Annotated in this window: 8 protein-coding genes; 5 read left to right on the forward strand and 3 right to left on the reverse strand. The window is 67.5% G+C overall.

From position 1 onward, the window contains the following. Positions 1–37: 37 nt before the first annotated feature. The 3 genes from recD to recC are packed head-to-tail and all read right to left on the reverse strand — an operon-like array spanning position 38 to position 8,360. Positions 38–1,735: an exodeoxyribonuclease V subunit alpha gene (recD, locus tag CQY20_RS06365; RefSeq protein WP_097939130.1), complete on the reverse strand. Its 1,698-nt coding sequence runs from the start codon at positions 1,733–1,735 to the stop codon at positions 38–40. Then, entirely contained in the window at positions 1,732–5,019 is a 3,288-nt protein-coding gene (recB, locus tag CQY20_RS06370; RefSeq protein ID WP_097939253.1) for an exodeoxyribonuclease V subunit beta, read from the reverse strand. The genes recD and recB overlap by 4 nt, the downstream gene beginning before the upstream one ends. Further along, positions 5,019–8,360 (reverse strand): exodeoxyribonuclease V subunit gamma, encoded by a 3,342-nt coding sequence (gene recC / locus CQY20_RS06375; protein WP_097939132.1) that lies wholly within the window; start codon positions 8,358–8,360, stop codon positions 5,019–5,021. The genes recB and recC overlap by 1 nt, the downstream gene beginning before the upstream one ends. A gap of 242 nt (positions 8,361–8,602) precedes the next feature. On the opposite strand from recC, the gene CQY20_RS06380 reads away from it, so the two are divergent. The 5 genes from CQY20_RS06380 (at position 8,603) to cynS (ending at position 14,010) form a co-directional block, all read left to right on the forward strand. Further along, positions 8,603–10,111, forward strand: a complete 1,509-nt coding sequence (locus tag CQY20_RS06380; RefSeq protein WP_097939134.1) for an APC family permease — start codon at positions 8,603–8,605, stop codon at positions 10,109–10,111. A 71-nt stretch (positions 10,112–10,182) separates the two neighbouring features. Then, complete coding sequence (locus tag CQY20_RS06385) at positions 10,183–11,835, forward strand: CocE/NonD family hydrolase (protein WP_163700846.1); 1,653 nt, start codon at positions 10,183–10,185, stop codon at positions 11,833–11,835. Further along, positions 11,835–12,689, forward strand: a complete 855-nt coding sequence (locus CQY20_RS06390; RefSeq protein WP_133119030.1) for a patatin-like phospholipase family protein — start codon at positions 11,835–11,837, stop codon at positions 12,687–12,689. Before CQY20_RS06385 ends, CQY20_RS06390 begins: the two co-directional genes overlap by 1 nt. Before the next feature lie 129 nt (positions 12,690–12,818). Beyond that, positions 12,819–13,430, forward strand: coding sequence for an HD domain-containing protein (locus CQY20_RS06395; RefSeq protein WP_097939140.1), 612 nt, complete (start codon positions 12,819–12,821; stop codon positions 13,428–13,430). 121 nt (positions 13,431–13,551) lie between these two features. Next, the gene (gene cynS / locus CQY20_RS06400; protein ID WP_097939142.1) at positions 13,552–14,010 is read left to right on the forward strand and encodes a cyanase; all 459 of its coding nucleotides are present in this window, start codon (positions 13,552–13,554) and stop codon (positions 14,008–14,010) included. The last annotated feature ends 2 nt before the right edge of the window (positions 14,011–14,012 follow it).

The following is a 14,012-nucleotide window of genomic DNA, read 5'->3' on the forward strand; positions in this document are numbered from 1 at the left end:
CGGTGCGGGTAGTGGTCGATGCGACGTTACCGCATTTTCAGCCTGCTGCGGGCCGCAAACGGCGCGCCAGGCCGCTCGCGCGCACCACCCGCTTCTGTACGGCCGAGCGCACCGACGCCTCCGGGCCGATCACCCGGATGCGGGTCTTGGCGCGAGTGACGCCGGTGTAGAGCAGTTCTCGCGACAGCAACCGCGAGTCCTCCTGCGGCAGCAGCACCGTCACCTCGTCGGCCTGGCTGCCCTGGCTCTTGTGGATCGTCATCGCATGCATGGTGTCGACGTCGGTCAGCCTGCTGGTCGCGAACTCCTGGCGCTCCGACCCCGCGATCACCGTGCGCAGCACGCCATCGCGGCGGACGGTGACGCCGGTGTCGCCGTTGTAGAGGCCGAGCCCGTAGTCGTTCGCGGTGACCAGCACCGGCCTGCCGGGATACCACGCCGACCACGTCGGCTCGCCCGTGTCCTCCGCCAGCCACCGCTCGACCTGGTGATTCCAGAACCGCACGCCGTAGGGGCCGCGGCGGTGCGCGCACAGCAGCCGGTGCTCGTCCAGCGTGCGCAGGGCCTCGTCGGCGTCGCCGAGGATCGCCGCATCACGAAGCCGGCGTGCTTGTGGCACAACGAGTTTGCGCAGATACTCTTGCGGTGCGTCGGTGTCGATCCACTCGATGTGCTCGCCGCCTGCGCGCAGCACCTCGATGGTGCGGTCGGGGTCGCCCTCCCGGATGGCTGCCGCCAGCGCGCCGATCGACTCGCCGAAGCGGTGCGGCGTCTTCAGGGCCACGAGCTTCGACTCGTCGAGCCCGTCGACGAGGTCGGCCAGCACCGCACCGGCTTCCACCGACGCCAGCTGGTCGGGGTCGCCGACCAGGATCAGCCGCGCGTCCGGGCGCACCGCCTCCAGCAGCCGCGCCATCATCGTCAACGACACCATCGACGTCTCGTCGACGACGATGACGTCGTGCGGCAGCCGGTTGCCGCGGTTGTGCCGGAAGCGCGCCGACGTGTCGGGTCGGCTTCCGAGCAGCCGGTGCAGCGTCATCGCGTGCAGTTCGGCCAGCGCGCGTTGATCCGCCTCGTCGAGCTTGGCGATCTCGGCGTGCACGGCCTCCTGCAGCCGTGCCGCCGCCTTGCCCGTCGGCGCCGCTAGCGCGATCCGCAGCCGAGTGCCGCCCGCGAGCAACGCCAGCAGCCGCGCCACCGTCGTCGTCTTTCCGGTGCCGGGGCCGCCCGTCAGCACCGTCAACCCCTGCGACAGGGCCACTTTCGCGGCGGCGCGCTGCTCCTCGAATCCCGCCGGGAACAGCCGATCGATGTCCGGTGACACTTGCTCGGGCGCGGTCGCCACCATGCGCCGCACGTCGTCGCAGACCTGCTGCTCTTCAAGCCAGTACCGGTCGAGATACACCAGGTCGCCGTCGGTGTGCAGCGCGGGCGGTGTCGACGCCAACGGGCTCGCGTTCACCGCGGCCAGCCAGTCGTCGACGTCCGGCCACGGCAGGCCCTCGACACCGACCTGTTGTTCGACCGATCGCAGATCCACACACACCGACCCGTTGCGCAGCGCCCGAACGGCCACCGCCACCGCCAGCGCCACACGTTCGTCGGAGTCACCGGAAAGCGCGGTAAGGCGTTGCGCAACACGGACATCCGACGACTCGAGCACCTCGGCGTCGGTGAACTCCTGCAACAGTCCGGTCACGCCGAGCGGGTGGCGCCAGTCCAGTGTGGTCATGCCGCTGCCCGCCCCACGTCGAGCAGGTCCGATAGCGCGGTGATCAGCGATGCCGGCGGCTGCCAGCTGAACACCCCGGCCGGATGCCCGTCGATGACCGGTGTCTGCGGTCCACACATGCCGCGTAGGAAGAGGTACATCACGCCACCGAGATGCTCATCGGGTTGATAGCCGCGCAGCCGCCACCGCAGGAAGCGGTGCAGCACGACGCTGTACAGCAGGGCCTGCAAGGGATAGTCCGAGTGCAGCATCGCCTCGACCAGCCGCGGCTTGGCGTAGTCGGCCGCCGTGAGCGGCTGTGCCGGGTCGCCGAGCCAGTTGGTTTTGTAGTCGACGACGACGTAGCGGTCACCGATGCGCAGGACCACGTCCACCGATCCGGACAGATAGCCCTTTAGCGGCTGCGGGCCCAGCGCCGCGCCGGTCAACCGGTCGGCGTAACCGGCCAGCGCGTCATCGGCGGGCAGATGGCTGCGCAGCAGTTCGCCGACGTGCGAAAGGCGGATCTCCGGGGCGGCGGCGCGCAGATCGCCTCCGGCCAACGGGAATTCGAAGTCCATCTCCCGAACGCGGTCCTTGAGGCCGATCTGTCGCAGTGTGAGGCCGTCGGCCAGCGGGCCGAGCGGCGTGTCGTGCATCGGCACCATCGCCGCGGCCAGTTCGGCGGCGGGCACGTCGACGGGCCACCACACCGCGTGCTCGCGGACGGCGGCCTCCAACTCCGTTGAGAGGTCGGGCGCGAACGGGTCGGCCGTCTCCAGCACCGCATGCACCAGCGAGCCGAACTTCGCGCCGGTGGGCAGGTCGGCCATCGGGGACGGCACGTCGGCGCCGACGGCCGTTGCGGTCACGGGGATTTCGACCGCTTCGTCGTCGAGTTCGACGACTTCGGGCTCGCTGCTGACCGGCGTCGTCTCCGCGGCGCGGAGCAGTCCGCTGTAGGAGGTGCGCCGCCACGCCGTGTCGATCGTCCGGTGGAAGTGGCGTGCGGCCAGACCGGTCCGCGGCGCTTCGGCGGGCAGCTTCGGCACCTGCCGCGGCACAGACTCCTCGACGACGAGACCGCCCGCGGCCTCCCACTCGCGGAACCGCGCCATCGCGTCGTCGTCGGAGATCTTGTCGGGCGAGCAGCGCGGCGGCACCTCCGTCTCGCCCGGCCGCCGTCCCCGCAGGAGCCGAGACAGCCCGCCGTTGGGCTCGTCATACGACGGCGCCCACCACGCGACCACCTGCGACTGCGCGCGCGTCATCGCGACATACGTCAGCCTGCTGTCGTCGCTGGCGTCCTCGGCGCGACCCTGCCGGGCGACCTCGCGGAAGTCGGGGCTGTCGTCTCCGCCGACGTGCAGGCAGCGCTGGTCGCCGTCGTGAAACAACACCAGGTCGCGGGTCTGCACATTGCGGTTGAACGCGAACGGCAGATACACCACCGGGAACTGCAACCCCTTGGCCACCCACACCGTCATGATCTGCACGGCGGCCGCGTCGTGGTCGAGCCGCCGCGAGCGTTCCGTTGCGCCGCTTCGCTCTTCGCGTTGCGCGCGCAACCAGTCGCGCAGGGCGGGCAGGCTGAAGTGCTCGCGGTGGGCGGCCTCCTGCAGCAGCTGCGTCATGTGAGCGAGGTCGGTCATCTGCCGCTCGCCGCCCTGCCACGACAACACCCGGTCGCCCATCCCGGCCAGCTGCGCGGCCTCGAAGATCGCGGCAACACCGCGTTCGCGGGCATGGCCCGCCCACTCGCGCAGCGTCTCGGCGATGTCGTCGGTCAGCTTGTCGCCGCCGGCCAGCAGATCCTCGGCGGTCTTGCCGAAGAACATCGTGGCCGCCGCCGCGCGCACCATGCCGGGCCGGTGCGGCTGGTCGAACGCCTCGAGCAGGCACAGCCAGTCCTCGGCGGCGTCGGAGTTGAAGATGTCGGAGTCGCCGGTGTACACCGCGGGGATCCCGGCCTCGCACAACGCGTCATAACAGGCGCGGGCATCCTTGTGGCTCTCGACGATCACCCCGATATGGCCGGCCTCCACCGGCTTGCCGTCGAACGTGGCGTCGCTGGTGAGCAGTTCACCGATGTCGGTGGCCAGATCCCGCGGGATGTGACTCCGCAGATCGGAGATCGGCACCACCTTGGTTCCGCTGCGGCCCAACGTTTGTCGACGCACCACCCGCAGCCGGAACGGCTCATCGCACGGGGCGCCTTTCAAGCGTGAACCGGGATGTTGCGCTTCGACGGGGTGCACGATGATGCGCTTGTCGCCGAGCTGCGCGCCGCCGAGCACCGTCTGCAGCCGCTGCACCAGCGCGCCGTCGCTGCGCCAATTCTTGCCGAGAGTCATTCGCACGCCTGCGGTTTCGGCGGCCTTGAGATAGGTGACGATGTCGCCGCCGCGGAACGCGTAGATGGCCTGCTTGGGATCGCCGATGAGGATCAGCGTCGAGCGGCCGTTGAACGCTCGGTTGATGACCTGCCACTGCACGGGGTCGGTGTCTTGGAACTCGTCGACCATCACGATCGGCCACCGCCGATGCATCCGCAGTTGCGCAGGCGAATCGTCGGCCTTGAGCGCGTCGGCCAGCCGGGTCAGCAGGTCGTCGTAGCCGAGGATGCAGCGGCGCCGCTTGCGCGTTTCCAGCTCATCCAGAACGTTTTTGGCGAACCTGACACATACCGCGGCGCGGGAGTCCGGCTCGGGTTCCTTCGGTCGCAGTTCGGTCGCCGGGTGGTTGACGACTTCGCGGGCCAGCCGCAGCGCGTCGGCGTGGCTGAGCAGGGGGTCGTCGCGCTCGTTGCCGAAGTGCCGCAGGTACAGGTCGTCGACGATCTCGGCGACCAGCTCGTCGAGGCTTTCCACCAGCGTCACACCGGAGTCGGTGTCACCTGCCACCCCGAGCGACTTGAGCACCATCTGGCAGAACTGGTGCGTGGTGGCGATGGTCGCGGCGTCGAACGACGCCAACGCGTCACGCAGCCGGCGTTCGCGTTCCCGGCGCTGCTCCTCGCTGCCGTCGAGCAGATGCCGGATCACCTGGTTGTCGCCTGCGGAGTCCGGATCGCTGAACGCGGCGACGGCTTCGACGATTTGGCGGCGCACCCGGTCGCGCAGTTCCTGGGTGGCCGCCCGCCCGAACGTGATGAGCAGCATCTGGTCCAGCGTCGCGTCGGTCTCGGCGATGTAGCGCGTCACCAGCCCCGCGAGATTGAACGTCTTACCGGTGCCCGCGCTGGCCTCCAGCACGATCGTCGACCGCGGCGCGGGCAGCGGACCCAGCAGATCGAACTCGTCCATCAGTCCATCGCCCTCAGCATCGGCAGCCACAGCCGGGCCGCGTACTCGTCGAGTCCGGCGTCGATCAGGACGCTCAGCCATGCGCCCCTGCCCCACGCCCGCTCGTGCGCGGGCTCGGCGTCCTCACCGGGATAGCGGTCCGACTTCCACTTGTAAAGCGCCGACCGTTCCGGGTCACCGTGGGTGTGGCGGGCGTACGCCCACGCATACGAGGTCTTGACGGGCAGGGGCAGCGGTTGGCGGCGGCCCTCGTCATACAGCGCGACCAAATCGGCCAGCAGGTCCTTTGCATGTGAAGGGGCGCGCAGTGTCTCCTTGGCGGGCATGGTGCCCCGCTTGGCGCGGCCGATGCACACCGCGGCCCAGTCCCGAGACGGATCGTGGGCGGCCAACGCCAGCAAAAAAATCCACGACTGCAGCATGTGGCGGCCGTCGAGCTTGGAGTATGTCACCGAGACCAGCCGCTGGCCGAACACCGGCGAGACCGTCCCCGACACTCGGCGCCCGTCCAGGTCGATGTCGACGTCGACGGCGCCGGGGTCGACGGTGCGGTAGGCCCGGGCCGCTTCGGCCAGCAGCGTTGACTGGTCGCGGATTTCGGTGGCGCGACGCCAGCCCAGCCGGCCCGGCGGCAGTGTGCCACGGCGCCATTCGGCCTCGCGCGCCTGATCGGGCGCCATGCCGCGGAGCATGTCGTCGAGCATCCGGTCGCCGACCGTCCACTCCTCGAGCGCGTTGATGTCGACGGGCATCGCGTCCTCGACGCCGTCGACCTCCCACGGCAGCGTGTACTCGAGCGCCCGGAAGAAGCCCTTCACGGGGTCGCGGAAGAACGAGGCGAGGTCGGCGAGCACCACGTCGTCGGGTGGTGGCGCGGGCAGCGGACCGGAGATGAACGGTGGCCGCTCGGCGCGGTCACCGCAGCGGGCCTCGGCGGCGTTGAGCACCGTCGAGTCGAACGTGAACGCGGTGCCGGGGACCAGCTCGCCGGGTATGACGTTGCGAGTGTCAAAGGGCTGCAACGGATGTTTGACGACGATGCGGTCGCGCACCCTGTGTTCCGTGGTGCGGTCGAGCGCGTCGAGAAGCTCGGCCAGCGGCACGGCGGGCGGGCGTTCCTGGCCGGAGTATTCGTTGGCGCCGGTGTAGGTGATGATCAGCTTCTCGGTCGCGGCGCCGATCGCGTCGAGCAGCAATTGCCGGTCCTCGGAACGGATGTCGCGTTCGCCGGTCATCGGGTTGCGTGCCAGCACATCGTCGCCGTCGACCACACCGAGGCGGGGGAAGACGCCGTCGTCGAGGCCGACGAGGCACACCACCCGATGCGGCACCGAACGCATCGGCACCATGGTGCACACCGTCAGCGTTCCGGTGCGGAAGTTGGCGCGGGTGGGCCGTCCGGCCAGATGCCGGTCGAGCAGCGCGCGAATGTCGGGCAGCCGCATCAGTGTTTCGGCACGCGGGCCCGCGTCGGCGAGCACGTCGCCGAACTCGCGCTGCAACTGGCTGATCTGCCAGGCGTCATCGTCGTCGACCCGGGCCAGCAGGTTGACGCCGTTCTCCAGAGCGGTGAGCCATTCGCGCAACGGCTTTGCGCCGGTGAGTGATCCGACGACGTGGTGAAGGCGGTACACGAATTCGGCGAGTTGGCCGGCGAGCTCGACGCGGTTGCTGCTGACGTCGTCGAGCGGCAGGGTGGTTTGGATCCAGGCGTGCGAGTCGTCGGACATCGCCACACCCGCGAGCACGCGGTCGATGCCGAAACACCATGTGTTCTGCACGAAGTCGACGCCGTAGGGTTTGCGGTGCTCGCGGTCGAAGCCCCAGCGGATGTTGGCCTGGCGCACCCAGCGGGTGATGTCTTCGAGGCTGTCGTCGGTGAAACCGAAGCAGGCCCGCACCGGCCCGGCGTGCGCGAGGTCGAGCACTTCGCTGGAGGTCGCGCGGCCGCCGGCGAGGGACAGCAGCTGCGATGCGACCCGCAGCAGCGGATTGGTCTGCACCAGCGACCGGTCGGCCAGCCGCACCCGCAGCTTGTGCGCCGGGTGCACACCGTTGATCATGTCGCCGAGGCCGAAGCCGGCGACGATCAGCGGCGCGTAGGTCTCGATGTCGGGGCACATGACGAGGATGTCGCGGGGTTCGAGCGTCTCGTCGTCGGCGAGCAGGCCGAGCAGAACCTCACGCAGCACGTCGATTTGGCGGGCCGGGCCGTGGCAGCTATGCACCTGCACCGAGCGGTCGTCGGAGCGCAGCGTGCGGCCTTCGGGCCGCACGGCGTTGGCGGTGATGTCGGACTGCAGCCAGCCGAGGAGTGTGTCGGGCCGGTCGTTGCCGCCGAGGTATTCGTCGGTCTGCGGGTCGGGCGGCAGGCCGCGCTGCAGTTCGCGCAGGTCGCGGCCCAGGGTGGCCAGCAGCGGGTGACCGACCTCGCGGTGGCTGGTGTCCTCGCGACGGGGAATCTGGCCGTGCACGCCGTTGAGCTGCCGCCACAGGATGTCGCTGGGATGCGGCAGCCACAGGTGAAGGTCGTGATGGGTGGACAGCGCGTGCAGCAGTTCGATCTCGGTGCAGGGCAGCCGGGTGTAGCCGAACAGCGACAGGCGCTCAGGAAGGTCGGTGGGCGATTCCTGCAGGGTGGCAAGTGTTTTCGCGTGCTGGATGTGGGGCGGGTCGGCATCCACGCGATCGAGCAGCGCGCGCCACAGGTGCGGCTGCCAGGAGAGGTCGGCGTCGATGCCGGCGTCGTCGCCGTTCTCCCAGTCGATGAGCAGCTGCGGCCGCTGCCGCGCGTAGGACGCGAACAGGCCGGCGAGCCGCCGCGCCACGGCGTAGCGCCTGCCCATCCGCAGCTCGCGCTCCTCGCCGGATTCGAAGTGCCCGAGATGGGTGGCCAAGGGTTTGCACCAGTCGTCGTCGCAGCTGGCGTCGATGACGTCGAGCAGCGGCCAGACGAGCGTGTCGGGATGCCAGGGGTCACCGGCGGCCGAGCCGCCAATGGAGCCTGAGCCGGCCGAGCCGCCAATGGAGCCTGAGCTGGCCGAGCCGCCAATGGAGCCTGAGCCGGCCGAGCCGCCAATGGAGCCTGAGCCGGCGGTGCCGGTGATCTCGGCGATGAGCGAGCGCGGGTTGCGGAACGCGATGCCCGCGCAGATGCCGTCCTGCCCCGTCCCGCGGCCGAGGATGTGGGACAGCCGCTGGCTCAACCAGCGCTCGACGCCCTTGGCCGGGACGATGACGAGCTCTTCGGCGAACGGATCGTCCAGCGGATTCGAGAGCAGAGCGCCGAGGCCGTCAGCGAGGAGGTCAGTGCGTTCGGCACGGTGGAGATGAAGCGCCATCGCGGGCCAGACTACGGCCTCGCTCTGACACGGTGAGGCGATCGGGGGAAGTTTGCTCGGGCGCGTCGTTCGGCCGGCCCCCGGACCTGGCCGGCCGGCGAATACCCGGGCTGGCGTACACGCGCGGACCGACCGCAGTCGGCGAACCCGGCCGGGCCCGTTCGGCGCCTATCAACTTTGGTTATCAGCCCATCGAGAAAGCTAACTTCCGCCTGGGTCGGGCCCTCGTTACGTTTCGCTGCATGACCCACGAGCCAACGACGACCGACGGGCCCGCCTACGCCACCCTTCCCCCCGACGGAGGTGCAGAATCGCCGGAGTCGAAACGAAATGGTCTCCAAGGCGACGCCATCGGTCTTGTCGGGGCCACAATGCTCGGGATCGTCATCATGGGCCCCGCTCTGGCGGTGTTGTTCTCGTGGGGATACATGATCCCCAGCGTGGGCAGGTCAACCGCGGTGTTGTTCATCATGGGCCTGGCGCTGACGCTGCCGACGGCCTACAGCTACGCGGCCATCAACCGCCGTATGCCATCGGCCGGCGCAATCTACAAATGGGCTTCGCGACTTCTCAGCCCGACCGTGGGGATCGCGGCCGGATTCTGCGGCGTGTTCTTCTACGGCTTCATCGTGGCCTTCACGTTTCCGCTGCAGGCACAGTTCGTTGCCGATCTCTTCAGGAACTCCTCACCCGTCCTGTTCGCCGTGATCGCGGTAACCACTTTGCTGCTCGCACTACCGCTCACGTATCGCGGTGTCAGCCTTGGCCTCAAGACCGCGATCATCATGACCGTCATCGAGGTCCTGATCGTCGTTCTCGTTGCCGCCGTCGCGTTCTTCCGGTCGGGTACCGGCCAGGTGTCGCTCGAGCCGCTGGATCCGACGCGGCTGCCGGGGCTGACAACCCTTATGCCGGCCTTGGTGCTTGCGTTTCTCGCCTACACCGGCTACGACGCGATTTCGACGATCGCTGAAGAGACGAAAGCGGCGCGCAGCCTGATCCCGAAGGCGACGATTCTGTCAGCCGTTGCGGTGGGCGTGTTTTGGGTCGTCATATCCACTGTCCTCAGCAACGCTCTCAGCCCGGAGGCGTATCAAGCCGCCCTCGACGAAGGGGGCTTCCCCCTCGGCGCCGCTGCGGAGGTCGCATTCGGTGAGACGGGCCGCGTTATCACCGACATCATGGGCATGGAAGCGACCTTCGCCTTGACACTGGGCGCCTTCATCGGCAGTACCCGGATCCTTTACCGCATGGGTCGCGACGGTGTGCTCTCCGAGCGGTTCGGAGCAGTGCACTCGAAGTTCAAGACCCCGTGGTTCAGCATCACCGCCATCACCGCATTCGTCGTCATTGTCGACGTCGTCCTGGCGTTCTACCTGTCGGTGAGCATTGATATCTCGCTGTGGGTCGTCAACGCGGTGGCCTTCTTCTCGATGTCCACCTATCTCCTCATCAATGTGTGTAATCCGCTTCTGTTCCTGCGCCGCTACCGCACAGAATTCCACTGGCTCTGGAACGGAGTAATACCGATGACCGGCATAGCGGCCGTCGGATGGTTCTTCTATAAGGGGTTTTTCGATGCACTGTGGCATGTCGACGGCAAGCTCGGCAGGAGCACGGTATGGGTGTGCCTGACGCTTCTGACAGCGATCGTCGGTGTCAGCGCATTGATCTCCCGACGGCCCGGTGTCAAAGAAGCTGCCCGGTCGGAGGATTCCGATGACAATGTCGTAACGGACAACGCACGATGACTCACCAACAGCGCTTCAAGCAACCCGTGGTTGACTCAGACGACGGCGACGGTCAGCGCGGCCGCGACTCGGTGATCATCGAGTACGACGTCCCTTCGGTCATGCGTGACGGTGTAACCCTGCGTGCCAACATCTTTCGACCCAACACAGCAGGCCAGTACCCAACCGTCCTGGTGCGCACGCCATACGACAAGAATGTTCAGCAGCCCGAGATGGATCCGGCGCTATGGGCGCGGCGCGGGTTTCAGGTGATCATTCAGGACACACGCGGCCGGTTTGCTTCCGAAGGTCGCTGGGAGCCGTTTCTTTTCGAGGCGCAGGACGGCTACGACTCGGTTGAGTGGGCAGCTTCTTTACCAACGTCGAATGGGGCTGTCGGCATGGCCGGTGCCAGCTATTGCGGCAACGTGCAATGGTTGGCTGCTGGTGCGCAGCCGCCGCCGCTCGCCGCGATCGCGCCGACGTTTTCCTGGTCGGATGCCCGCGACGGCCTGCTCTCGCGTGGCGGTGCGCTCGAGCTGGGCCTGGCCTTGTACTGGGCTGTGGAGAACGGATTCGATGTCATCGCTCGCTCAGTGAAGTCCGAGGTCGAGGCGGACAGTCGCGGTGAGCTTCTCAGACGTGAGTGGGATCAGCTGGCCGAACGCGGATACTGGGAACTTCCCGTCAACGACGTTGCGATCCTTCGGCGCCACGGCATTCCCACCTTGACCGGCATCCGGCCCATCGACGATGACCGCGTGGCTGATGTCAGCACTGTCGAGCACCGCAACGTCACCGTGCCGGTCTTCCACACAGGCGGCTGGTACGACATCTTCCTTGGCGGCACGCTGCGCAACTTCACAGCCATGCGCGCTCTGGGGCACCAGTCCCGATTGATGGTCGGGCCGTGGAGTCATGATGTCCACCGAGACCCGATCGGCCAGCGGCGCTTCGGAATGCTGGCTTCGATGGATGGGGCGCCCTCTCATCCGCAAGGTGATTGGACTGAGGCACAATGCGATTGGTTCTCAGCGCACCTCGCTCCAGAGGAAGTTGAGTCTCAAGAGGCGGCGCCGATCCGCATATTCGTCATGGGCCGAAACTACTGGCGTGACGAACAAGAATGGCCACCCGAGCGAGCGATCCGTCAACGGTGGTATCTGCTTCCAGACGGGGATCTCCGCCCGAAAACGCCGCTGGACGCGGACGCCGATGTCGAGTTCGAATACGATCCCGCTCGCCCAGTGCCGACCATCGGTGGCCACGGTGTGCCGGTGAACGACTACACGGCGGGGCCATTCGATCAAACCGCTATCGAATCCCGCGGGGACGTCCTGGTTTTCAGTTCGGCGCCGTTGGTTGCGGATCTGGAAGTGACCGGGGAGATCCGCGTCGTCCTCTGGGCGTCAAGCTCGGCTCCGTCGACTGATTGGGTGGCGCGACTCTGCGATGTGCATCCGGACGGGCGCTCCTTCAACATCTGCGACGGAATCTGCCGAGCGGACGCTGCTGACGGGTGGCGCCGCTACGAAATCGACCTGTGGGCGACAAGCAATGTCTTCTTGGCCGGCCACCGGCTGCGTGTGCACGTGACTAGCAGTTCGTTCCCGAGGTGGGATCGAAACTTGAACACCGGCAACCAACTGCGCGCCGAATACCACGTTGCCGCCCAACGCATCGGAGTGGGCGGGGCGCGGGCCTCGTACCTCGATCTGCCTGTGATCGAGCAAGACAGCGCGTGATGGCGGTCACGACGGGAGTCGTCCTGGCGGGCGGAGGGCTAGCGGGAATCGCGTGGGAAGCAGGAGTGCTCACCGGGATTGCCGACATCGACCCTGAATTGGCCGCTCGGATCGGGACGGCCGACGTGATAGTGGGCAGTTCGGCGGGCTCGGTCGTGGCCGCTCATCTCAGCGGTCCGGCTGCGCTCTACGGCCTGTACCTGAGCCAACTCACGGATCAGACCGCCGAGATTGAGATCAATTTCGACGAGACGTCCTATCAGAGAACTGTTCTGGACGTGACCACGGGAGCGCATTCAGTGCGCGAGTATCGGATGCGCCTTGTTGCTCTCGCGCGCGGGACAGAGACGGTAGCGCAGAGTCGAAGACGGGAAGTCGTCGGCGCGCGGATGACGGCAGCGGCCTCCTGGCCAGCACAACGGAATCTATGGATTACCGCCATTGATGCGAATAGCGCCGAGCGCGTTGTCTTTACCGGCGAGGATGGCATCGAGTTGGCAGACGCTGTGACGGCGAGTTGTGCGATCCCTGGCATATGGCCTCTCGCCGTGATCAACGGGTGCCAATTCATCGACGGTGCGACCCCGTCGGTGACGAACGCCGATCTGGCCGGAGGCTGCGATCAAGTCCTCGTTATCACTCCGCTCACCGGACCGACGACGCGGTGGTGGGACCTCCGAGCCGAGATCGCCGCACTTGCACCCGCCCGAGTCGCCGTCATCCAAGCGGACCGGAGCACGGTGCCGCTGTTCATGGATAATCCGTTGTCGCCGAGGTGTCGGCGTCCCGCCGCTCAGGCTGGACGCGCTCTAGGTCGGCGGACGGCGCGATGGCTCGCAGAGTGGATACGTTGAACCGCCTCCTTTCCGTGGCGCCTTGCGCTGGTCCGAGGCGCCTTGCGCTGGTCCGAGTCGTATAGAGGGGTGCCGCCCGGCTCGGCGAACGTGGCCAGTGCCACAGTGGGGGAGGAGAATGGAGTCACCATGAGCGAGATGACGACGTCGCCGCGGCTGGGCCCGAAGTTCCAGGAGGCCTTGGGTTATGCCGCCGAGCTGCACAACACCCAGACCCGCAAGGCCAGCGCGGTCCCGTACGTGGGGCATCTGTTGTCGGTCGCCGGCCTGATCATCGAGGCCGACGGCAGCGAGATCGAAGTGATTGCGGCGCTGCTGCACGACGCGGCCGAAGATCAGGGCGGCGACGCGACGCTGGCCGAGATCGAGGAGCGGTTCGGCGCCGAGGTCGCGGCGATCGTCGAGGAGTGCAGCGACACCGTCGTCACGCCGAAGCCGCCGTGGCGTGAGCGCAAGGAGAACTACATCGCGCACCTGGATGAGGTGTCGGACAGTACGATTCGGGTGTCGATGGCCGACAAGCTCGACAACGCCAGGGCGATTCTGCGGGACCTGCGCCGGGAAGGCCCGAGCGTGTGGAAGCGGTTCAACACCGACAATCCGCACGACCATCTCTGGTACTACCGGTCGCTGCTGGAGGTGTATCGACGCCGCAGCGACAGCTGGCTGGTCGAGGAGCTGGCGCGGGTGATTCGGACGCTCGAAGACGAGATCGGGCCGCCGATCGCCAGCACCGTGTAACCGCACGTTCTCCGATTTGCGGCAGGGGTCGTTGTCTTGGCGCGCAACCACGACCATGGCCGCAGAAACCAAGGGACAACGACGCGTGGCGGATGCCCGCCGACCGGTCGATGATTGATGGATGACCACCAGAGCCGAAATCACCGAACAGATCGTCGTTGCCCGCTTGGCGAAGGGGTTGACCTGGCAGCAGCTGGCCGACGCCATCGGCAAGCCGGTCGTCTGGACCACCGCGGCGCTTCTCGGCCAGCACCCCATCCCGCCCGAGCACGGCAAGACCCTCGTCGAGATGCTCGGCCTCGACGAGTCGGCGGTGCCGGTGCTGGCGGGTGTGCCGATGCGCGGCGGCCTGCCGACGGCGGTGCCGACCGACCCGACCATCTACCGCTTCTATGAAGCGCTGCAAGTCTACGGCGGTGCCATCAAAGAGCTGATCCACGAACAGTTCGGTGACGGCATCATGAGCGCGATCACCTTCAGCGTCAGCGTCGACAAGAAGCCGCACCCCGCGGGCGACCGCGTCGTCGTCACGTTCGACGGGAAGTTCCTGCCCTACGACTGGACCGCCGCCGAGGGTTAGCC

The organism is Mycolicibacterium agri (assembly GCF_002553505.1).
In the GTDB taxonomy this organism is placed as follows: domain Bacteria; phylum Actinomycetota; class Actinomycetes; order Mycobacteriales; family Mycobacteriaceae; genus Mycobacterium; species Mycobacterium agri.

Excerpts from the sequence above, each read along its gene's own strand:
- recD (WP_097939130.1), bottom strand. The coding sequence starts at position 1,735 with ATGACCACACTGGACTGGCGCCACCCGCTCGGCGTGACCGGACTGTTG.
- recB (WP_097939253.1), bottom strand. The coding sequence starts at position 5,019 with ATGGACGAGTTCGATCTGCTGGGTCCGCTGCCCGCGCCGCGGTCGACG.
- recC (WP_097939132.1), bottom strand. The coding sequence starts at position 8,360 with ATGGCGCTTCATCTCCACCGTGCCGAACGCACTGACCTCCTCGCTGAC.
- CQY20_RS06380 (WP_097939134.1), top strand. The coding sequence starts at position 8,603 with ATGACCCACGAGCCAACGACGACCGACGGGCCCGCCTACGCCACCCTT.
- CQY20_RS06390 (WP_133119030.1), top strand. The coding sequence starts at position 11,835 with ATGGCGGTCACGACGGGAGTCGTCCTGGCGGGCGGAGGGCTAGCGGGA.
- CQY20_RS06395 (WP_097939140.1), top strand. The coding sequence starts at position 12,819 with ATGAGCGAGATGACGACGTCGCCGCGGCTGGGCCCGAAGTTCCAGGAG.
- cynS (WP_097939142.1), top strand. The coding sequence starts at position 13,552 with ATGACCACCAGAGCCGAAATCACCGAACAGATCGTCGTTGCCCGCTTG.